This is a genomic window from Dysgonomonas sp. BGC7 (assembly GCF_001261735.1).
In the GTDB taxonomy this organism is placed as follows: Bacteria; Bacteroidota; Bacteroidia; order Bacteroidales; family Dysgonomonadaceae; genus Dysgonomonas.
This window is the reverse complement of the sequence record NZ_CVRP01000014.1, coordinates 43,417-65,663: the sequence shown is the minus strand read 5'-3', so window position 1 is coordinate 65,663 and position 22,247 is coordinate 43,417. Positions and strand designations below refer to the sequence as shown.

The following is a 22,247-nucleotide window of genomic DNA, read 5'->3' as shown; positions in this document are numbered from 1 at the left end:
TCGTAACAATAACTTAACAGATTACAGAGCTATAAATTAACATATAGGTTTATTTTTGCTGAATTTCGTCATATTTGAATAACTTAGTAAGGAAATAATGGAAGGAAAAAATAGTTATACAGGGCTAACAAGCAGCCAAGTAAAGGAAAGTCGGCAGAAGCACGGAGCTAATATCCTGACCCCGCCTAAAAAAGAGCCTTTATGGAAATTGTTTCTGAAAAAATTTGAAGACCCTATTATTCGTATTCTGCTTATTGCGGCATTCCTGTCTTTGGGAATATCTATTATTCATAACGAATATATAGAGACTATCGGCATTTTTTGTGCTATATTATTGGCTACAGGAGTGTCTTTCTGGTTCGAATTGGATGCTAATAAAAAATTCGATGTACTCAATCAGGTAAATGATGAGGATATGCTAATGGTCATGCGTAACGGGAGCATAGGGCAGGTAGCAAAAAAAGATATTGTAGTAGGAGATATTGTATTACTCGAAATAGGGAATGAGGTTCCGGCCGATGGGGTTCTACTTGAAGCTGTTTCTATGCAGATCGACGAATCTTGTCTTACAGGCGAATTGAGTATAGATAAGACTACCAACCCCGAACACTTTGAAGAAGGGGTGACATATTCTTCAAATTGGGTATTGAGAGGCACTAAAGTTATTAATGGACATGGTGTTTTTGAAGTAACGAAAGTCGGTGATGCAACTGAATTTGGAAAAGTAGCCGAAAAAGCGACAGAAAAAGTAGAAGGAGAAACTCCACTCAATCGTCAGTTGGATTCGTTGGCTAAATTTATTGGAGTTATAGGTCTTATTCTTGCTGTACTGACGTTTTCCGTCCTTGTCATAAGAGACGTCTTTCTCGATCCTACAGTTATTGTATCTTTAGATCAGTTGGCATTGCTTGGAGCAGTTATGCTTGGTGTTGTAGTTGCACTGATAAAGGTGTGGATGCCTATTATATATGACGGAATTAGTCTTACCGGTAGGAAGCTAGAGCTACCTAAGTCGGTTGCGGAAGGAGGTTGGTTGAGATGGCTACTTACCGGTGCACTTATCACTGTCATTATAGCATCTATCGGATATCTGTTCGATGTAGATCCTTTAAATGGCGATTCATGGATTAATCTTAACATTGCAACAGAAATATTACAAGCCTTTATGGTGGCAGTTACACTCGTTGTTGTTGCTGTTCCCGAAGGGTTGCCAATGAGCGTTACTCTTAGTTTGGCTCTCAGTATGCGTAGGATGCTCAAAATGAATAATCTGGTGCGTAAAATGCATGCTGTGGAAACAATGGGAGCAACCACTGTTATCTGTACCGATAAGACTGGAACTCTTACTCAGAATCAGATGCAGGTAGCCGATACCAATTTTTATGGAATATCCGACCAGCTTCTGACCGATAGTGAAGTAAGTCGTCTTATAATAGGCAATATATCTGTCAATTCCACAGCTTTCCTCGATTTTTCAAACAAAGAAAAGGTTACGGCGTTGGGCAACCCTACCGAAGGGGCATTATTACTATGGTTAAACAAAAGTAAAATTCTCTATAGCAATATTAGAAGTAAGGAGGATATAATAGATCAGTTGCCGTTTTCTACCGAGCGTAAATTTATGGCCACCTTGGTTTATTCTCCAAAACTTAAACACAAGGTGCTTTATGTGAAGGGAGCACCCGAAGTCGTGTTGGCTAAAAGTGATGTTGTTGTCGCTACCGAAGGGGATATTCCTACTGCCCAATTTAAAGAAACTGTAGATACCCAGTTGCTGAAATATCAGAACCAGGCAATGCGTACACTTGGTTTTGCCTATAAATATATTCCTGAAGATGATACGCGTTCAGTCGAAGAACTTGCCGTCGGTGATCTTAAATTTCTGGGTATTGCAGGAATTTCAGACCCTGTACGTCCCGATGTGCCGGAAGCAGTTCAGCGTTGTCTCAATGCCGGTGTAGGTGTTAAGATCGTTACAGGAGATACGTACGGTACAGCAAAAGAAATAGGCCGGCAAATTGGTATCTGGAATGATGATGAAGATTCGGACGAAAATATAATAGGAGGTGTAGATTTCGAAAGTCTTTCTGATGATGAGGCATTTAAAAGAGTACAGAAACTTAAGATAATGTGTCGTGCTCGTCCTACCGATAAACAGCGTCTTGTTCATCTCTTGAAGCAAAATGGAGAGATTGTTGCTGTTACCGGTGATGGTACTAACGACGCTCCAGCCCTGAACTATGCCGATGTTGGCTTGTCGATGGGATCAGGTACTTCCGTGGCAAAAGAGGCTAGTGATATAACTTTGCTCGACGACTCTTTCAGCAGTATAGCTACTGCTGTAATGTGGGGACGCTCTCTCTACAAGAATATTCAGCGGTTTATATTGTTTCAGCTTACCATCAATGTTGCTGCATTGCTCATCGTTTTCCTCGGATCTATATTTGGTCAAGAGCTTCCGCTGACAGTGACTCAGATGTTGTGGGTGAATCTTATCATGGATACATTTGCTGCCGGAGCGTTGGCTTCTCTTCCTCCCGATCCTAATGTGATGAATAGTAAACCACGTAAGAATAGCGATTTTATAATCAAACCTTCCATTGCCAAACATATTTTATTCACAGGTATTGCATTTGTAATTCTGCTTTTGGCTATGATGTATTATTTCGCTGATCCTGAATCTTTGAACTCGTTCTTCAATTATATCCCTGAAGAGGACAGAGAACGTTACTTCTTGTCATATTTCTTTACAGTGTTTGTTTTGTTGCAATTCTGGAATATGTTTAATGCAAAAGCGTATGCTACAGGAAAATCAGCTTTTGCTGGTTTGAATAAGAGTGTCGGCTTCGAATTGGTAGCTTTGATTATTCTTGTCGGACAGATACTGATTGTTACTTTCGGTGGCGATGTATTTCGCACTATGCCTCTGACAATCCAAGATTGGGGGATTATTATCGGGGGAACATCTCTCGTCTTTTGGATAGGAGAGGTTATAAGGCTTATCAGAAAGAAATGATATGAATATTAAATATAAAAAGGGCAGAAGATTATATCTTCTGCCCTCTTCATTGAAGCGTTACTTATTGGGATAACTTATTGATAATATCTTTAGCGTTATGTAGCATTTCTGCGTATGGTTGAGTAGGCTTAATTGTATTGAATTTGGCAACTTCTATATTTAGTTGATTCAGTTTTTCAAGAGATTCCTGAGAGTTTGCTTTTGTAAACTCATTGCGCAAAATGCGTATCTTTTCAGCATCCTGTATGCCTTCTATCAGTCGTTCGAAACGAACAGAGGTTCTGGCATTCGGGTAAACAATATATGTATCTCCGGCAGGCCATGTTCTGAATCTGGAATCAGTCAGAGGTTTTTCTACCCACGAATTATATGCCCAACGTAAGTAGCCATCATATCCTGCTGCAACCGAGTACCATGCACTGTACACAGCCTCAGGATAATCTGAAAAAGTGAACACATTCGGGAATTTATCACTACAACAGACATAATAATTAGTGATTAATCCTTTTTTTCTGCGCGAAGCAATATCTGCGGAGTCTACCTTGGCATCTGCCGCTACACACATATCTTTTATATATGGATATTTTTTATAGCTTTTATGATTGTCGGCAAATGCTATTCCAAAATCAGGAGCATTGTTTGCCAAAAACTTAAGTGTGGCTTCCATCTCTTTAGGAGCACGTTCGTCCATTGCTATATTTGTTATATTGAGCCATCCTTTGCCTTGGAGATGTTTATTGAAATCGGACAGAAAAGGCTTCCACATGTCCTCAAACATTTTTGTACCCGGATTGGCTTTTACTGTTTTCACTTCATTTGTTACAGCATCTTTATAGTGCAGTTCATTGTTCCAAGGAACTAAAGAGTAACAATTTATACCTTTCTTAATTCCTAAATCTATCATAAAGCTTACCCATTTGTCGAATATGGTATAGTCGTACGTCCAACTTCCATCTGCGTTTTTTGTCCAGATTATCATGTCTTCGTACGGATCGTATGTCTGTACGTTCCACGGATCTTTATTCAACGTAGTGGTGATAACCTTTTGCCCTGCGTCGGCAAGCATTTTGTATAAAGGTTTCATAGCATCAAAATGCTCCTCACTCCATACTTTTAGCCCTTCTGTCCTTGCAACAGCTGATGGATGTTGCCATAGGTCGAGATAGTATTCCCAGTCTGAGGCAGGGGGTAATACTTTATCCTGAATATTCAACTCTAATTCTATTTCCTGAGCAGCTTGCCCTTTCCCATATATCTTTATTTTGCTTTTGTATGTTCCTGCATTAGCTGTTGCCGGAATGTTGACAGATATCCACACTGGACGTACTGTTTTTGCTTCAATGTCGAAACATTCGATATTGTCGAGCATGTCAGCAGTTAACGATGCCGGAAAGTCTTCCGGCTTTCTATAGCCGCATCCCGGTTCGAATATATCTGTCATTACGTAACGGACAAATCGGGCTTTAGCTATATTTGAAGCAAGTACAGACGTTTGTGACTTGAAATCGCCTATTTCGCATTCTACCTGCTTAATGCTATCTGTGCTCCAAAGTAATAGTTGGGCTGAAAGTCTTTCGCCTTTCCATCCGGTGATACTATGGGTTGCTTTCTTTGTAATATCAGGAGCTATTGATTTAGGAAACTTCGTGTCTATACTGGCAAAAGATAAATTAAGACCGACAGGCACTTTACTCCAGTCTGAAAGTGTATCGACTGTAGGATCTGCCATTTCTTTGAATGTATCACAATTTTTAGCAGGTCTTGTTTCTGCGCATCCTATCAAAATGGCAAATAGAATTACGAAGCTGCTAATCTTGACCATAATAAAAGTTCTTCTTTTCATGTTTTTAGGTTAATTGTATATGTTTTAAGGTTGTATTATAGGTAAATGAACATTAACAAAATTAACGATATTATTCTAACTGGAAAGAATTTATAGTTGAGTTTCTTCCTTTTTTGTGTTCTGTTAACTCTTATGTGAGCATTACTATAATGGCTGAGAAATATGTCTCAATTGTGAAACGCGAAAATTAAGGTTGAAGCGCATTTTTTTAGACTTATATATCGACTGATTCCTAAAATATGCTTATATTTGCACGCAATAAATTTCAAAAGCTCTTTAATATATGTCTTTTATTGCAGATAAAGTAGTCATGGATGGATTGACATTCGACGATGTATTGTTGATCCCCGCTTATTCAGAAGTTCTCCCTCGCGAAGTCGATCTCTCGACAAATTTCTCACGCAACATTAAATTAAACATTCCATTTGTTTCAGCTGCTATGGACACAGTCACAGAAGCTAAGCTTGCTATTGCGATAGCACGGGAAGGTGGTATTGGTGTTATTCACAAAAACATGTCTATAGAGGCTCAGGCGCAGCAGGTTAGATTTGTGAAGCGTGCTGAGAATGGTATGATTTCAAATCCTGTGAGTATATTGCGTGACAAAACCGTAGGGCAGGCGTTAGCTATGATGGCCGAATACAAAATCGGTGGTATTCCTGTTGTAGATATGGACAATCGTTTAGTTGGTATTGTTACCAACCGAGATTTGCGTTTCCGTCGTGATATGTCGGAACTTATTGACAGTGTGATGACAAAGGATAAAATTATCACTACACGTCAGTCTACCGACTTGGAAGCAGCGGCTGATATCTTGCAACAACATAAGATAGAAAAACTGCCTGTTGTTGACAATGACAATAAGCTGATAGGCTTAATAACATACAAGGATATAACCAAAGCTAAGGATAAACCTTTTGCATGTAAAGATGAAGGCGGACGTTTGCGAGTAGCTGCCGGAGTAGGTGTTACCTCTGATACGCTTGATAGAGTAGATGCTTTAGTTAATGCCGGAGTAGATGCTATAGTCATAGATACTGCTCATGGTCATTCTAAAGGAGTTGCCGATATGCTGCGAAAGGTGAAAACCGCTTATCCTCAAATTGATATTGTGGTAGGAAACGTAGCAACAGGCGAAGCTGCAAAATATTTAGTGGATGCAGGTGCTGATGCAGTAAAAGTTGGTATCGGTCCGGGTTCTATCTGTACGACACGTGTTGTTGCCGGTATCGGAGTTCCACAGTTGACTGCTATTTACGATGTGGCCAAGGCTCTGAAAGGCACAGATGTTCCTTTGATAGCAGATGGGGGATTACGTTACTCTGGAGATATAGTGAAAGCATTGGCTGCCGGAGGTTATTCTGTAATGATGGGGTCTTTGTTGGCTGGAGTAGAGGAATCTCCGGGCGAAACTATTATCTTCAATGGTCGTAAATTCAAATCATATAGAGGAATGGGTTCGCTAGAAGCTATGGAGAAAGGATCGAAAGATCGTTATTTTCAAGATATGGAAGCGGATATTAAGAAGCTTGTTCCGGAAGGTATTGCTGCCCGAGTACCATTCAAAGGATCTTTGTATGAGGTTGTATATCAGATGAAAGGCGGATTGCGTGCAGGTATGGGATATTGTGGAGCAAAGAATATAGACGAACTTCATAATGCTAAATTTACTCGTATAACTAATGCCGGAGTTGCTGAAAGCCATCCTCATGATGTTGCTATTACGAGTGAGGCTCCTAACTATAGTAGAGGAGAGTAACTAAGATATAAATACACGAGGAAAACTCTGTATATTGAAAAATATACAGAGTTTTTTATTTTACAATATTTTAAAACTTTACAAAGTCTAATTTCTTGTATCTTTGTGGATAATATATAAGTATATTACTCAATTATGTATAGAAAATTATTATTGATACTTTTTCTTTTCCTCTATTCTTTAGTTTCTTTTTCCCAAAAGGAAGAGGATATCGTTTTTAAAATAAATGGTAAGCCTGTTTGTATTTCTGAAGTTCGCAGTGCGTATGAAAGAGGAAATAAATACGCTGATACTAAAGAATCTGTATCAGATTTTCTTCAGTCATATATTAAGTTAAAGCTGAATGTCGAGGAAGCTCTTGCCCAGCATTTAGATACAGCATATGCTTACGTTAATGCGTATGAGTCTTACCGATCGCAAGTAGCCGCCCCATATATGGTCGATACGGTATATGAAGTGCAGTATATCAAAGATCTATATCAGCGATCTTTAGAAAATATTGAGATTAATCACATTGTTTTTCCTTTCGAAAAAGATGTTGTTTTTCCTGCCGATACCTTATCAGTATATAAAGAGGCATTAGCAGCGAGAGAGATAATATTGAAAAAAGGCTTTGGAACCGATGCTTTCCATCCTAAGAATGCCGGATCAAAAATTTTTCTTGGAGCTGAGAAATATAATGGGTACGCAGGATGGATTGCTCCATTTATGCTTTCCTATAAGGTGGAGAATGCTGTGTACAGTTTGCCTTTAAATGCAGTGAGCTTTCCTATAAGATCTGCAAAAGGGTATCATATAGTGCAGGTGTTGAAAAAACGCCCTGCCGTAGGATCTGTCGAAGTAGAGCAGGTTGTGTTCAACTTCCCTCATATTCCACCTCTAAAACATCATATAGACAGTGTAGGAACTGTTGCCCGACGTGAATATTCTAATATTAAATCAGGGAAAAACACTTTTCAGGATCTTTGTGACGAATTTACGAGAGTATTTCAGACAAGTAAAAAAGGATGCTATTTAGGTATAATCGGCATAGATGCAAATTTACCAATGTCTTTTATTGGAGCTGCTTTTAACCTTGATAAAGCCGGAGATATCAGCGAACCGATAATGTCCGATTACGGTTTTCACATTATCCGCTTATTAAGGAAATATCCTATGGGCAGTTACGATCAGATGAGATATGCCCTGAAAGACAGGGTGATCAAGAGTGATAAGGTACAGGATCTGAGCGATGACAGAAGAAAAAAGCTACTTGATAAATTCAAAGTAAATATTAATCAGCCTGTTTATGCAAGCTTGAATAATATTGCTGCAACTATATCTCCTCGCGACTCCTTATTTTTTTCTTCAGTGACCAATGGGAATGATATATTGGTGGATATTGATGGTAAGAAGAAATATCAGGTTAAGGCATTTGTCAAATATCTAGAGATAAGGCGGAAAGAAGTTAATGTTGATCCTACCGAATTGCAAATCCTACAGATAACAGAAGCTTCTCCGTATAGCCTTTCTACGGATATCCTTAAAGAATATTTCGACAGTTTCTTATTTTTGGTATTGTCCGATTATGCAGAAGCAACTCTTGGGGAAAGAGAGCCTGAATTTTATAATACAATGAAAGTCTTTTCAGAAGAGTTATTATCTTACGAAGTAAAGAATAAAAATGTATGGAAACGCTCTGCTTCTGACGAAGCCGGACTATCCGATTATTTTATACAACATCGTAATAAATACTCTTTATCACAAAAGAAATATAAGGGCTTGGTTCTTCATGTACAGAACGATAATATGCTTGAAAAAGTTAAAAACTTTGTAGGAAGAAAAAAAGTAAATAATAAGCTTATAGAAGATATACGGACTCGTTTCAATACAGACTCTGTTCAGGTCAAAATAGAAATAGGTTCATGGATAAAAGGTGATAATAGATATGTTGATAATATGGTTTACGGAGAGAGCGAGCCTATTCCTTATAAGGGTTATCCGAAGTTTCTTGTCATAGGCAGGTTTATAGATAAACCCGAAGACTATACGGATGTTCGCAGTGAAGTTGAGGTAGATTATCAGGAAGAGCTCGAGAAGAACTGGGACAAGTATCTTGAGGGAAAATATAAGGTTGAGATTGATGAATCTGTATTGAATAAGATAGGATGAGAAAGAGATTGGTCATATATATATTAGGCGGAATTATTCTTGCTTCTTCATGCAAAAAAGAAAATGCAGATGTAGATAGGGAACAATCTCCAGTTGTATCAGTAAAAGATAAAATACTCTATCAGGCAGATTTGGACGAAGCTCTACCTTCCGGACTAACCGGAGAAGACAGTATAAATGCTGCACATTCGTACATAGAGGCATGGATCAACGACCAGTTAATGTATGATAAAGCTTCTCAGAATATTGTAAATAAAGAAGAAATTGAGACTTTGGTGCAGAACTATCGAAAATCTTTAATTACAAATATGTATCAGGAGCAACTTCTGAAAGAGCATTTTTCCAAATCAATCTCAGAAGAAGAAATAAAGGCTTATTATAATGAAAACAAGGAAAAATTCAAGCTGGAGAATAGCATTATAAAAGGATTATTCCTTAAGATTCCTAAAAGTTCGGCGCAGCTCCCAAATTTCCAGAAATGGTATAAGCAAGGCACTGAGGCTTCGATAGAGAATATAGAGAAGAATACATTGCAGAATGTAGTTGGTTATGATTATTTTTACGACAGATGGGTAGGTTTCGATGATATGATGTCGAATTTGCCTGTTGTAATAAGTGATGAGGAACAATTTCTGAGAACGAATAAGAATATAGAGGCACGTGACTCTTCGTTTGTTTATCTTGTTAATATAAAAGAATATAAGTTGGCAGGAGCAGAGGCCCCGTTAGATTATATAAAAGGAGTTTTGGAAGAAATATATATAGAGCAACGTAAGGCTACTTATCTAAAACAGGTACAAAAAGATTTGTATGATAAGGGGCTTTCTTCCGAAGAAATTAAGTTTTATAACAAATAGAATATTACATCTTTTTTTGCGTTAAGAGAAAAAGTAATACATTATCACTATATTTACGCGATTTTTTAATTGAGAATACAAAATGATAAAGAAAACCGGAAAATTTATTTTATTAGCAATATTATTGGGCTCAGGTCTTTTTTGCAAGGCTCAGAATAATATTATAGATCAGATAATCTGGGTTGTAGGTGATGAGGCCATCTTGAAATCGGATGTGGAAGAAGCCCGGTTAGATATGTTGGCCAGAGGAGTACGCCTCGAAGGAGACCCTTATTGCTTTATACCGGAGCAACTAGCTGTTCAAAAACTTTTTCTCGACCAGGCAAAAATAGATAGTATTGATGTGCCGGCTTCAGAAATATCAAGAGGTGTTACCAGATACGAAAACATGTATATTTCTAATTTTGGATCGAAGGAAAAGGTAGAAGAATATATGCGGGCTCCTTTATCTCAATTGAGAGAGAGATGGCGCGAGGATATACGTAATAACGAAATGGTCTCTACCGTTCAAAAAAATATTGTAGGTAAAAAAAATACGCTGACTCCATCAGAAGTTAGACGATATTATGCTCAGTTGCCTAAAGATAGCTTACCTTATATTCAGACAACAGTTGAAGTACAGATATTAACTCAAGAGCCTGTAGTTCCCATAACAGAAATAGATAAGGTAAAAGAGCGATTGAGAGATTTTACCAATAGGGTGAATGCTGGGGAAAGTTTTTCGTCGCTGGCTATCATGTATTCCGAAGACGGATCTGCACCTAATGGTGGAGAAATGGGGTTTAGTGGACGTGCACAATGGGTTCCTGAGTTTGCAAATATGGCTTTCTCTCTTTCAGATCCTAAAAAGGTTTCTAACATTGTTGAAACTGAATATGGATTCCATATTATTCAGATGATAGAGCGCAGAGGAGATTTGGTTAATGTTCGCCATATCTTATTACGTCCTAAAGTTCCGGCAGAACAAATGGAGAAAACTAAAGCCCGCTTAGATACTATTGCAGAAGGTATTAAAGATAAAAAATACTCTTTTGAAGATGCAGTTGCTTATTCTTCTTACGATAAAGATACTCGTGGTAATAATGGATTGATGGTGAACAGATCAGAGTCGTCCAATTATGGTACACCTCGTTTTACAATGGAAGAATTGCCTGCCGAAGTTGGTAAGGTAGTAGACAAGATGAAAGTCGGAGAAATCTCGGCTCCTTTCAAGATGATGCAAAAAAACGGAAAAGAGGCAATGGCTATAGTAAAACTACGTACACGCGTTGATGGACACGTTGCTAACGTCTCAGACGACTATCAGGCTTTGAAAGAAATAGTGGAAAATAAGAAACATCAGGAAATATTGAAGAAGTGGTTGCAAAACAAAATTAAAAATACGTATGTACGTATAGATGATAATTGGGTTAACTGTGATTTCCAATATACCGGATGGATTAAAGAATAGGATAAATCTCTAAAAACGAGTGTTTCAGAAACTAATAAAATATCTTATGCAAAGGCATAGAATACCTCTTGTGAGTGTTCTATGCCTCATTGCTCTTTATGCCTCTGCTCAGACAATACTTTCGTCTCAAAGAGAATATAGCATAGATCAGGTACCTCAGAAGCCTCAAACATCTTCTCAGGCTAATCAGTCTTCCCAAAAAGTTCAAAAGCAAAGTAAAGTAACTCCGAAAGTTATTGAACTTGTTCATACTAAGACTCTCTCTAAGAGGTTGAATGCAGATTACCAGGTGCTAAAAGATAGTGTTATTCTCTTTCACGAAGGTGCGTATTTGTATAGCGATAGTGCTTATTGGAACGAAACCCTAAATTCGTTCGAAGCCTTCGGACGAGTTCGTATGGAACAGGGCGATACTCTGTTTTTATATGGGAAATATATGCATTACGATGGCAATACAAGGCTGGTCAAAGTGCGTAAAGAGGTTGTGTTGGAACATACGCCTCAGGGAGTTACATTGTTTACTGATAGTCTGAACTATGACCGCATGATGAATGTCGGATATTATTTCGATGGAGGTATGCTTGTAGATTCTTTGAATGAGCTTACTTCATACTGGGGACAATACGAGCCTGATATGCATATGGCGACATTTAGGGATAGTGTTATTCTTACCAATCCGAAATTTAAGTTGTATTCCGACAGATTGAAATATGATACAGAAGAAAAAACTGCCCTTATATCTACTCCGAGTACAATCGTGTCCGATAGTGGTGTTATATATACGAGTAAGGGGTGGTATAATACTCAGACCGAAAATTCTTTGTTGTTAGATCAGTCTACTATTGTGAATAAAGAAGGAAACAGGCTTCTGCGTGGCGATTCTATCTATTATTACAAGCAACAGGGATATGGAGAGGTATTTGGTAATATGTTCTTGCAAGATACAGCTAAGCATGTAATCCTTAGAGGGCATTATGGATATTATGACGAATTAAGTGATTTTGCCTTAGCCACAGACTCTGCTTTTGCCATAGAATATTCGCAAGGAGACAGTCTCTTTATTCATGCCGATACACTCAAATTAATAGCGATTAGAGATACTATTGTGCATGGAAGAGGTGATTCTTTGAAGATAATTCATCCGGTGATAGCTGACTCTTTAGTACGTGTAGGAGTAGGTGTTACAATAGATTCTTTAGGGATGGAACTGAGTGACTCTTTAGCAATACCTGAACTAGAGTTGAAGGATAGAGCTCTCTTAGTCGATACTATGCCTATCACGAAAAACGGCTCTGCGGCACATCACTTAGGTGATACAACGATAAATGTATATAGAGAAATAAAAGCATATTATGGAGTCCGATTCTACCGGAGCGATATGCAGGGAGTCTGTGATTCCTTACAATTCAATACGAAAGACTCTGTCCTTCATATGTATCGGGATCCTATTTTGTGGAATACGAATAGGCAACTCTCCGGAGATACGATAGATATATTTATGAACGATAGTACGATAGACCGTCTTCACGTAAAACGTTCCAGTTTCTCGATAGAACAAAAGGATTCAATTCATTTTAACCAGTTGAAAAGTCGTTCTTTGAAAATATTCTTTAACAATAAGAAAGTAAATAGGGTATTGGCAGAAGGAAATGTGGAAACTGTAGCTTTTCCCGAAGAAAAAGATGGCTCTCTGTCTATGGTGTTAAACTGGTTGGAAAGTAGTTACTTAGAAATATTTATGAACGATGGTGCTTTCAATAAACTGATTGCATGGCCAAAACCTGTGGGCAAAACTACGCCTTTTCATCTCTTGGCTCCCGATCAACTTCGACTGAAGGATTTCTATTGGTACGATTATCTGCGCCCTCTTGATAAGCACGATATATTCCGCAAGATAGAAAAGAAAGCGAGTGATATTAAACCGAAACGTTCGTCGGTATTTACTACCCCGACAGGGGATGATTTTCAGTTCTAAATTATGAGTGATATTATACACCTTTTACCAGATTCAATAGCTAATCAGATTGCAGCAGGAGAGGTTATTCAGCGACCGGCTTCTGTAGTCAAAGAGCTAGTTGAAAACTCTATAGATGCCGGAGCAGACAGTGTTCAGTTGATTATAAAAGATGCTGGTCGTACACTGATACAAGTCATCGACAATGGTAAAGGTATGTCTGCTACAGATGCACGCATGGCCTTTGAAAGACATGCGACTTCTAAAATCAGATCGGCAGACGATTTATTTAACCTTCATACAATGGGGTTTAGAGGTGAAGCCTTACCATCTATTGCTGCTATATCTCAGATTGATTTGCGTACTCGCCGGAATGAAGATGAATTAGGGACAAGGTTGCAAATATCAGGGTCTAAAGTTGAGTCGCAAGAATGTATAGCATGTGCTGTAGGTAGTAATTTCTCTGTAAAAAATATATTCTTTAATGTACCTGCTCGCCGTAAGTTCTTGAAGTCGAACGATACCGAACGTCGTAATATTCTTACCGAACTTGAAAGAATTGTACTCGTAAACCCTGAAGTTGAATTTTCCTTTGTGGACAATGATATAGAAGCTTTATGTTATCCTGCATCTAATCTTCGTCAAAGGATAATAAATGTAGTGGGGAAGAATTTTAATCAGCAACTTATATCAATAGATATTGATACGTCACTGGCTAAAATAACCGGATATATAGGAAAGCCGGAATCGGCAAGAAAAGCTAGGGCATTACAATATTTCTTTGTGAATGGACGTTATATGCGCCACCCGTATTTTAATAAGGCTGTTATATCCGCCTTCGAACCTCTGATAGCACCAGGCGAGAATCCTAATTACTTTATTTATTTCGAAATTGATCCTTCTACTATAGATGTTAACATACATCCTACAAAGACAGAAATCAAGTTTGAAAATGAAAAACCAATTTGGCAAATTCTTTCTGCGGCAGTAAAAGAGGCTCTAGGAAAATTTAATGAAGTTCCTTCTATTGACTTCGATACAGAAGGAGCAATTGATATTCCGATTCATGATCCTTTAAAAAATGTGAGTCAGCCTCGTGTAAATGTTAATCCATCTTACAATCCTTTCAAGTCTCCAAGTGGAAGTTCTGGTTATCAGCGACCAAGCCTCGACTGGGAAAAATTCTATGAAGGGTTCGAGAATGATAGAGAAGAAGCCCCACAAGAGCTGGAAGATATTAATATATTTAGTCATCCTTCTTCCGAAAACGGTCTGAATAAGATTATAGATACAGTAGTGCCTGATATCGTTGTCCATTATCAATATAAGAGCAGATATATTTTGACTTCTGTCAAGTCCGGATTGATGCTGATAGATCAACACAGAGCACATATACGTATCTTATTCGATCAGTTTCTGTCGCAGATAAGACAAAATAGAGGTGTCTCTCAGCGTGCGTTATTTCCTGAGATAATAGAGTTTTCACCATCGGAGGCAGCAATGATACCATACCTAATAGAGGATTTGGAGGCTGTTGGTTTTGATCTTAGCAATCTGGGAAATAACTCTTATGCGATTAACGGAACCCCTTCGGAGATAACAAATATTGATCCTATACAGCTTGTGCGAAATATGATAGGTAAAAGTATAGATTCCGGGAGCGATGTAAAAGAAGAAATTCAGGAATCTTTAGCTTTGGCAATGGCAAATGCTGCTTCTATACCATATGGGCATAAATTGACAGAAGAGGAGATGAATAAACTTGTCGATCAGTTATTCAGTTCCCCTACCCATAAATATACTCCTGATGGAAAGACTATTATCTCTTTGCTAGAGGACGATGTAATTGACAGAATGTTTAAATAAGACTAATTTAATGAGAGTTCAATAAAAAAGGATGGGATGCTGATTATCAGCATCCCATTCTTTTCCGTATATAGATTAGCACTACTTGCTTAGTAGTTTTTTTACTGTTTCAGATATTGCCTTGCCGGCAGCAAGTCCTGCAAGAGCTTTGGAGGCTACCCCCATTACTTTTCCCATATCAGCAGGAGAAGAAGCTCCTACTTGTGCTATGATTTCGGCGATTTTCACATCAAGTTCCTCTTGAGTCAGTTGCTTAGGCAGATACGCTTCTATTACACTAAGTTCTGCTAACTCATTCTCAGCAAGGTCTTCTCTGTTTTGCTTGTTGTATATTTCAGCACTATCACGGCGTTGCTTAGCCATTTTCTGCAGTATCTGGATAGCAGCTTCGTCAGATAGCTCTTCGCTAGCTCCTTTAGCTGTTTTGGCTTCGATGAACTCTTTTTTCATTCCTCGCAATGCTTCCAGTTTTATCTTATCTTTTGCGCGCATTGCGTCTTTAATATCTTCACTTACTTTATCAAATAAATTCATATTTTGTTGTTTTTATATATTTCAATCATTGAAGAGATTACCTGTATTTCGTGTTTCCGGCTTATAATCGCCGGGATTGAACTTGTCATCTCTTTTGAATACCGGATTGTTTTCAAGAGCATCTACTATCTTATCGTTATCAAGTTCCTCTGTTGATAATATAATTGGCTTTTGTCCAAAAAAAGAAGACCGTACAGCTACACCTTGTATTCCGTCTTTTCCGTAATGTACTTCTATCATTTCGTTTATACGACGCTTTTCTTCTTCTTCCTTTCTGATGCGTTCTTCTTCCTCTTCTTCGTTGATTTCTTCTACATTCTCAATACCCGGTATACTGGACATTCCAAATCCTGTAGCTAGAAGTGTAATTTTTACTTTATCGCCTAAAGCTTTGTCTGTAGCAGTACCCCATATAACTTCTATCTCTGCTCCAAATCGTTTCATAAAGTTGGCCACTCCCTCCATTTCTTCTACAATGAGAGGAGCTTCTTCACTTGAATAAATATTGAATAGTATTTTCTTAGCAGCAAAAACATCATTATTATTCAGCAATGGAGAATGCAGGGCATTGATAATAGCATCTTCTACACGATTTTCTCCTTCTCCGAATCCACTACTCATAATAGCTACACCGCCATCTTTAAGTATTGTTTTTACATCTGCAAAGTCAAGATTGATATGACCATGTACTGTAATGATTTCGGCGATACCTTTAGCTGCAATAGTGAGTGTATCATCAGCTCTTGCAAAAGCATTGGGAATTGTCAGGTCTGCATAGATGTCGATAAGCCTTTCGTTGTTGATAACAAGAAGAGCATCTACATTTTTTGCTATATCTTCAACACCCTTCAGGGCTTGTATTATTTTTTTTCGTCCTTCGAATACAAATGGAATGGTAACAATACCTACAGTAAGTATTCCTAAGTCTTTAGCTATACGAGCAACTACAGGTGCAGCTCCTGTTCCTGTTCCGCCTCCCATACCTGCGGTGATGAATACCATCTTAGTTCCATCGCTCAGAAGCCTTTGCAGGTCTTCTTTGCTTTCTTCGGCAGCAGCTTTTGCTACTTCGGGGCGGTTGCCGGCTCCCAATCCTTCTGTCGTTTTACGGCCTAGCTGAATGCGGGTCTCTACAGGAGATTCGCATAGTGCCTGATTGTCGGTGTTGCACAGTGCAAAAGAAACATCATGTATTCCTTCGTTATACATGTGGTTTACAGCGTTTCCTCCACCTCCACCTACTCCGATAACCTTTATGATCGTTTGGGTCTTTCTTGGAAATTGAAAATCCAGAATTTTATCATCCATATTATATAGATATTATTTTATTTTAAAAACAGGACGTGAATGGCTTACTCTTCGTCTTTGAACATTGTTCCTCCAAAGTTTTGTATCTTTTCGAAGAAGTTAAAGAAAGATGTCTGCTTTCCGTCATCATGTTTTTTTCCTTTCTTTCCTTTAGGTACATCTTTTGATGGTTCGGGTTGCTCTTCACTTTCTTGTGTTTTTACACTATGTTCCTCTTCCTTCTGTTGCTGAACCGGTTGTGGAGGTATTACTTGTACAGGTTCTATTACAGGAACTTTGTTCTCTGCTTTTTCACAGTTTTCGTTAGCAAAAAGCAGTAGGCTTAAGCCTTGTGTATAAATAGGATTTTGTACCAACTCCGCAGCATTATTGATATATACCCGTTTTGCGATAGCTCGTTTTACAGGCATTTGTGCTTTTTCGGCAAAGTAATCAACTAATCCGTTCATTTGAGCAGCTCCTCCCATAATTATAATTCCGGCTTCGAGCTGATCTGCATACCCCGATTCTTTTATCTGATTGATAACATTCAGAATTATTTCATCTTGTCGTAGCTGTATAACTTTATTGAGCTCTCTTAAATCGACTTCCTGCGAAAGTTCTCCTGCCGCTTTGTTTTTGTCTTTACCTAATTTGCCGTATCTGATTTTATAGGTTTCGGCAGAGTCAAATACAAAACCAAGTTCTTGTATGTCTTTTGTGATAGTACGGCCACCGAAAGGGATAACTGCCATATATCTTAGCAGGCCACCTTTGTATATCGATAATGTTGTAGTCCCTGCTCCGAAATCGACAAGAGCGCAACCTAGTTGTCTGTCGTGTTCGTCGAGCACTAAAGCTCCTGCTGCTACAGGGCCTACTATGAAGCCCGCTATTTCTATCTGGGCTTTGTCTGTAATACTCTTTATCAGATTAGCTTTTATATTGGGTCTGCCTATGATCAGTCTATAATGACCTTCTACGCTCGATGCTATTTTATCTATGGGATCTACTTCATATTTTCCATCCAGATAATATTCAGGAGCTAAAACACTGTAGTTGGTGAAAAAGTCCGGCTTATTGAGTTTCGCTTGCTGTTCCATATTGTCGAGTATAGCGAAAGTAACAGGAGTTGCTTCATCTAAGAGCTTACTCTCCTTGTGTTCTATTGCTCTCAAGGATTTTCCTGATATGGAAACATATGCTTTTCCAATCTTCCTGCCTACTTTATTTTCGAGCAGACTGATCAGCTTCTTTATCTTTCCGGCAGCTTCATCTATATTATAAATTACCCCATACTTAACGCATGAATCGGAAGGCACACTCTCCGATGCAAGTATAGAAATCACACCCTGTTCGTTTTTCCGGCCGAGTACTCCTACTATCTTAGAAGTTCCCAGATCGATCCCTACAATAAACCCTGATTGTTCCATATATTTCTATCCTTTATAGGCCGATTCAAAAGAATCAGTCGTAACTGTATTTTTATTAACGCCTTGTGCAGACTACTTGTTTGTCAAACTTTAAATTTATGACGGAATATTTATTCCAACCGGTTTCGTTCAATCCATTCTCGTAGAAGGTCATTAGTTTTTCCAGTCTTTCTTCATATTCAGTCAAACTACCTAAAATAATCTCATGGTCGCCAACACGAGGTATAAGTTTTATATCTTTGTTAGGAAGTACAACAATTTGCTCTATCTGTGCATTCCAAAACTTATTATTGTACAAAAATAATGCAAATTTATATAAATCCCTCTTTGCAAAGTTCTCATTTATTATTCCGGTAGCTATCGGAAGGTATGCTGTAAATCTTTGAGAGAGGGGCATCTTTTGCCCTTCGTTGTCAATATAATAGTTCTCTCCACTATTGCTTATTACTCTTAGTATGGGTTTGCGTTCTTCTATCGAGGCCTTTATTGCTCCATTGTTGGTAATAAATACATCTGCTTTTTTTACTAAATGATTTGAGAGTATGGCTTCTTCTATAACGTTTGTATTTACATCTTTTAATTGCTTTCCGGTAGGGTCGAGTCCTTTTTCCTTTATATATTTTTCAATATCTTTAGCATCAATAAACAGGTCTTCTTCCGAACCGTTCTTTATTTCTACCTCAAATTTCGAGCATAAGCCATCCTGAGGCATTCCCTGAAAATAGAAAGCCGAGAATACTAAATAACCGACCAATAGGCATATACCTATTATGACTAATGCTTTTTTCATTTTTAATCGTTATAATATTCAATAATCCTGTATTCAGACATTCTGTAAGGACCGTTCTTCAATATCTTTGTTTTCTTTATCCAGCTGCCATGTTCATCATATTCGAACGTATGCTCTGAATTGGTTGTATTGCCTTTGTAGTTTTTGGTTGCTTCCCGTATCTGATCTCCTTCTTTGTTGTATTCGTATTCTGCAATGAATTTACTTCCATCTTTTTCTTTATTTACCCACGAAACAACCTGGCCTTTATCGTCATATTTATATTCTCTATTGAGCAGATCTTTTCTTGTTCTCTTTATTTCATTACCCCATTTGTCAAGCTTGGAGGTGATGGTATATGTTCCTGTAGATTTGGAGTATGTATCTTGTATCATAGTGTCCTTATTGGGATATGAATATGTATCCGAATGCTGAATAACGGAACCTAACGAGTCGCACTGGGTCTCTTTTTTCAATCGTTTTTGTTCATCATAGGTGAAAAATGTAATTCCAGTCTTCTTTGCCACTCCTGTTTCCTTATCTTCAATGAAAGATTCTCTTTGTGTACGTAGTCCGTTTTCATCAAATGTAGATACAACATGTCCACTCGGAAAACGATCAGTTTTTTTTCTTATGTTTCGAGTCATTACTAATTGTCCATCTTTTCTGTATTCTTCTATTCTTTCAACAAATAGGGTGTCTAACAGCCCTCTAAAGTCTGTTGCCGTTGTGATAATACGTACTGTTTTTACAGGACCTCTTAGGCCATTTTTTTCTGCTTCTGTGTACTTTACCTGTGCAGATAAAGAAATAATACAAGATGTTAGAAGGATAAATAAAAATACTTTTTTCATAAAGTTTTGTTTTTTAGTAGTTTCTGTATAGGTTCTAATAATTGATCTATATCTCCTGCCCCAATGGTGAGAAGAACGTCAATATCTTCCTTCTTTTCCAGTAAAGATAATAGATCTTCTTTATGACAGAGTGTTTTTGGACAAGTCACATTGTCTAATATAATTTGGGAAGTTATTCCTTCTATTGGCTTCTCGCGTGCGGGATAAATATCCAGAAGAATTAGTTCGTCTAATAAGGACAGACTTTTTGCAAACTCTGATGCAAAATCACGGGTTCGTGTATATAGATGAGGTTGAAAAATCCCTGTTATTTTGCGGTCAGGGTATAATTCCTTTACAGAGGTTATGCTAGCTGCCAATTCTTGAGGATGGTGCGCATAATCATCTATCATTACTATTTTATCTGTTTTCAGATGGAAATCGAAGCGGCGTTTAGCTCCCTGAAAAGTCTTCATGCCATGACGTAGTTCGTCTGCTGTAGCACCAATAAGCCAAGCTAGTGCCATTGATCCTATTCCATTCTCTATATTTATTTTAATAGGTACTCCAAGTTCTATATTATGTATTGTTTCTTTAGGTGTAACAAAATCGAAGCGAATTTCTCCGTTTCCTATTTTAATATTTTGAGCATGGAAGTCTCCATTATTTATCGAATAGGTATATATCTGTACATGTTCTTTTGTTTTAGGAGCCAACTTTATGTTATGTTTCATTACCAATGCACCTCCCGGCTGTATAAGACTTGTAAAATGCTCGAAGCTTTTCAGATACTCTTCTTCTGTGCCATATATATCCAAATGGTCAGGATCGACAGATGTTATCAAAGCCATGTGAGGGTGTAGCCAATGAAAAGAACGGTCGTATTCGTCCGCTTCTATTACAGTATATTCACTCTTATCTGATAGCATGAGGTTGCTATTGTAATTCTTCAGAATACCTCCGAGGAATGCATTACAGTCGATATGAGATTGCTTCAGTATATGAGCAAGCATGCTTGATGTTGTAGTCTTTCCATGAGTGCCGGCACAACATAGAGCTTTACTCGACTGAGTAATTGTACCCAATACTTGGGCACGCTTTTGCATTGTGAAATTATTTTCTCTGAAAAATCTTGCCTCTTCATTGTCTGAAGGTACGGCCGGAGTATAGACAACTAGAGTAGTAACACAATCTTTGCAATAATCGGGGATCAATTTTATATCATCGGTGTAGTGAATCTCAGCACCTTCGGCAGTAAGATTCTGTGTTAAGAGAGTCTCTGTACGGTCGTATCCTGCGACTTTCTTCCCTTTTGAAATAAAGTATCTGGCAAGATTACTCATACCTATACCTCCTATTCCGATGAAATATATTGATTGTATATCCATTATTTTTGTATTAGTTTTATAGCTTCGTCTACAATGCGATTTGCTGCATTGGGATGAGCTAGTTTAAGAATATTTTCTGAAAGCTCTTTCAGTTTAGCTTCATTATTGATAGTATTTAATGCCGTATTTGTAAGATTTTCTACAGCATCTACATCTTTTATCAATATAGCTGCATTTTTGTTAACCAATGCCATTGCATTTTTTGTCTGATGATCTTCTGATACATTCGGAGATGGGACAAGAATAGTTGGTTTCCCTAGCAGGCTAAGCTCTGCGATGGAGCTTGCTCCTGCCCTGGATATAACTAAGTCGGCAGCTTTATAGGCAAGATCCATCCTGCTTATAAATTCATGTATATGGATGTCTTTCGGGTTGCCTTTGCTTGCAATATCCATATTCAACTCGAAAGAATATAATTTACCGCATTGCCATAAAACTTGAATGCCTGCTTCACTTATTACATCGGTGCCTTGCAACATGCTTTTGTTCAATGTTCCGGATCCAAGACTACCTCCTATGAGTAATATTGTTTTTTTTGAAGGATCAAGGTTAAATTCTTTATATGCTTCTTCTCTGCTTATATTGCCTGATAGTAGTTCTTCCCGACAGGGATTTCCTGTTATTACAATTTTCCCTTTTGGAAAGAAATGTTCCATGCCTTCATATGCAACACATATTCTGGATGCCTTTTTCCCCAGAAGCTTATTAGTTATGCCTGCATAAGAGTTTTGTTCCTGAATCAGTGTAGGTATTCCTAGCGAATTGGCCTTGTATAGGGTGGGGCCGCTTGCATATCCGCCAACTCCGATAACAATATCCGGGTTGAATCCTTTAATAATAGCTTTTGCTTTTTTTAGGCTTCTTCGGAATTTCAATATTGTACTAAAATTCTTGAATGGATTTTTCCTATTTAGCCCTGAGACCTCAAGACCTACAATTTCATATCCTGCTGTAGGGACTTTATCCATCTCCATGCGCCCTTCTGCACCTACAAATAATATTTTAGAATCGGGATATCGTTCTTTTATTGTGTTTGCAATGGCTATGGCCGGAAAGATATGACCTCCTGTACCGCCTCCACTAATTATTACTCTCATTTGTTTA

At 38.0% G+C, this 22,247-nt stretch carries 15 protein-coding genes; 7 read left to right on the top strand and 8 right to left on the bottom strand.

All coding sequences use genetic code 11. From position 1 onward, the window contains the following. Window positions 1-97: 97 nt before the first annotated feature. Window positions 98-3,016: a calcium-translocating P-type ATPase, PMCA-type gene (locus BGC7_RS13460; RefSeq protein ID WP_050702123.1), complete on the top strand. Its 2,919-nt coding sequence runs from the start codon at window positions 98-100 to the stop codon at window positions 3,014-3,016. 64 nt (window positions 3,017-3,080) lie between these two features. Here BGC7_RS13460 and BGC7_RS13455 read toward each other — a convergent pair whose 3' ends face one another. Then, a complete protein-coding gene (locus tag BGC7_RS13455; RefSeq protein ID WP_242034334.1) occupies window positions 3,081-4,862 on the bottom strand; it encodes a DUF4091 domain-containing protein in 1,782 nt (593 codons plus the stop codon). A 283-nt stretch (window positions 4,863-5,145) separates the two neighbouring features. On the opposite strand from BGC7_RS13455, the gene guaB reads away from it, so the two are divergent. From guaB to mutL, 6 genes are all read left to right on the top strand, one after another. Continuing rightward, the gene (gene guaB / locus BGC7_RS13450; protein WP_050702122.1) at window positions 5,146-6,621 is read left to right on the top strand and encodes an IMP dehydrogenase; all 1,476 of its coding nucleotides are present in this window, start codon (window positions 5,146-5,148) and stop codon (window positions 6,619-6,621) included. Between the two features lie 135 nt (window positions 6,622-6,756). Further along, window positions 6,757-8,772 (top strand): foldase protein PrsA, encoded by a 2,016-nt coding sequence (locus BGC7_RS13445; protein ID WP_050702121.1) that lies wholly within the window; start codon window positions 6,757-6,759, stop codon window positions 8,770-8,772. After that, window positions 8,769-9,629, top strand: coding sequence for a peptidyl-prolyl cis-trans isomerase (locus BGC7_RS13440; protein WP_050702120.1), 861 nt, complete (start codon window positions 8,769-8,771; stop codon window positions 9,627-9,629). The genes BGC7_RS13445 and BGC7_RS13440 overlap by 4 nt, the downstream gene beginning before the upstream one ends. 82 nt (window positions 9,630-9,711) lie before the next feature. Further along, a complete protein-coding gene (locus BGC7_RS13435) occupies window positions 9,712-11,079 on the top strand; it encodes a peptidylprolyl isomerase (RefSeq protein ID WP_082206751.1) in 1,368 nt (455 codons plus the stop codon). Window positions 11,080-11,125: 46 nt separating this feature from the next. Next, a complete protein-coding gene (locus BGC7_RS13430; RefSeq protein WP_050702119.1) occupies window positions 11,126-13,054 on the top strand; it encodes an OstA-like protein in 1,929 nt (642 codons plus the stop codon). A gap of 3 nt (window positions 13,055-13,057) precedes the next feature. Then, on the top strand, window positions 13,058-14,899 hold the full coding sequence (gene mutL / locus BGC7_RS13425) for a DNA mismatch repair endonuclease MutL (protein ID WP_050702118.1): 1,842 nt from the start codon (window positions 13,058-13,060) through the stop codon (window positions 14,897-14,899). Between the two features lie 81 nt (window positions 14,900-14,980). Here the strand turns inward: mutL and BGC7_RS13420 are convergent, their stop codons facing one another. The 7 genes from BGC7_RS13420 to murG are packed head-to-tail and all read right to left on the bottom strand — an operon-like array spanning window position 14,981 to window position 22,240. After that, window positions 14,981-15,433: a GatB/YqeY domain-containing protein gene (locus tag BGC7_RS13420; RefSeq protein ID WP_050702117.1), complete on the bottom strand. Its 453-nt coding sequence runs from the start codon at window positions 15,431-15,433 to the stop codon at window positions 14,981-14,983. A 21-nt stretch (window positions 15,434-15,454) separates the two neighbouring features. Beyond that, window positions 15,455-16,741: a cell division protein FtsZ gene (ftsZ, locus tag BGC7_RS13415; protein ID WP_050702116.1), complete on the bottom strand. Its 1,287-nt coding sequence runs from the start codon at window positions 16,739-16,741 to the stop codon at window positions 15,455-15,457. Window positions 16,742-16,785: 44 nt separating this feature from the next. Beyond that, window positions 16,786-18,153, bottom strand: coding sequence for a cell division protein FtsA (gene ftsA / locus BGC7_RS13410; RefSeq protein WP_050702115.1), 1,368 nt, complete (start codon window positions 18,151-18,153; stop codon window positions 16,786-16,788). Window positions 18,154-18,208: 55 nt separating this feature from the next. Beyond that, complete coding sequence (locus tag BGC7_RS13405) at window positions 18,209-18,943, bottom strand: cell division protein FtsQ/DivIB (protein WP_050702114.1); 735 nt, start codon at window positions 18,941-18,943, stop codon at window positions 18,209-18,211. Between the two features lie 2 nt (window positions 18,944-18,945). Then, complete coding sequence (locus BGC7_RS13400; protein ID WP_050702113.1) at window positions 18,946-19,776, bottom strand: hypothetical protein; 831 nt, start codon at window positions 19,774-19,776, stop codon at window positions 18,946-18,948. Continuing rightward, window positions 19,773-21,143, bottom strand: coding sequence for a UDP-N-acetylmuramate--L-alanine ligase (gene murC / locus BGC7_RS13395; RefSeq protein ID WP_050702112.1), 1,371 nt, complete (start codon window positions 21,141-21,143; stop codon window positions 19,773-19,775). Before murC ends, BGC7_RS13400 begins: the two co-directional genes overlap by 4 nt. Further along, window positions 21,143-22,240, bottom strand: coding sequence for an undecaprenyldiphospho-muramoylpentapeptide beta-N-acetylglucosaminyltransferase (murG, locus tag BGC7_RS13390; protein ID WP_050702111.1), 1,098 nt, complete (start codon window positions 22,238-22,240; stop codon window positions 21,143-21,145). Before murG ends, murC begins: the two co-directional genes overlap by 1 nt. Window positions 22,241-22,247: the final 7 nt, after the last annotated feature.

What these genes read in the sequence shown, in the direction of transcription:
- BGC7_RS13430 (WP_050702119.1), top strand. Translation starts at nt 11,126, where the DNA reads ATGCAAAGGCATAGAATACCTCTTGTGAGTGTTCTATGCCTCATTGCT.
- BGC7_RS13445 (WP_050702121.1), top strand. Translation starts at nt 6,757, where the DNA reads ATGTATAGAAAATTATTATTGATACTTTTTCTTTTCCTCTATTCTTTA.
- BGC7_RS13455 (WP_242034334.1), bottom strand. Translation starts at nt 4,862, where the DNA reads ATGAAAAGAAGAACTTTTATTATGGTCAAGATTAGCAGCTTCGTAATT.
- ftsZ (WP_050702116.1), bottom strand. Translation starts at nt 16,741, where the DNA reads ATGGATGATAAAATTCTGGATTTTCAATTTCCAAGAAAGACCCAAACG.
- BGC7_RS13405 (WP_050702114.1), bottom strand. Translation starts at nt 18,943, where the DNA reads ATGAAAAAAGCATTAGTCATAATAGGTATATGCCTATTGGTCGGTTAT.
- BGC7_RS13435 (WP_082206751.1), top strand. Translation starts at nt 9,712, where the DNA reads ATGATAAAGAAAACCGGAAAATTTATTTTATTAGCAATATTATTGGGC.
- ftsA (WP_050702115.1), bottom strand. Translation starts at nt 18,153, where the DNA reads ATGGAACAATCAGGGTTTATTGTAGGGATCGATCTGGGAACTTCTAAG.
- mutL (WP_050702118.1), top strand. Translation starts at nt 13,058, where the DNA reads ATGAGTGATATTATACACCTTTTACCAGATTCAATAGCTAATCAGATT.
- BGC7_RS13440 (WP_050702120.1), top strand. Translation starts at nt 8,769, where the DNA reads ATGAGAAAGAGATTGGTCATATATATATTAGGCGGAATTATTCTTGCT.
- BGC7_RS13460 (WP_050702123.1), top strand. Translation starts at nt 98, where the DNA reads ATGGAAGGAAAAAATAGTTATACAGGGCTAACAAGCAGCCAAGTAAAG.
- BGC7_RS13400 (WP_050702113.1), bottom strand. Translation starts at nt 19,776, where the DNA reads ATGAAAAAAGTATTTTTATTTATCCTTCTAACATCTTGTATTATTTCT.
- guaB (WP_050702122.1), top strand. Translation starts at nt 5,146, where the DNA reads ATGTCTTTTATTGCAGATAAAGTAGTCATGGATGGATTGACATTCGAC.
- BGC7_RS13420 (WP_050702117.1), bottom strand. Translation starts at nt 15,433, where the DNA reads ATGAATTTATTTGATAAAGTAAGTGAAGATATTAAAGACGCAATGCGC.
- murG (WP_050702111.1), bottom strand. Translation starts at nt 22,240, where the DNA reads ATGAGAGTAATAATTAGTGGAGGCGGTACAGGAGGTCATATCTTTCCG.
- murC (WP_050702112.1), bottom strand. Translation starts at nt 21,143, where the DNA reads ATGGATATACAATCAATATATTTCATCGGAATAGGAGGTATAGGTATG.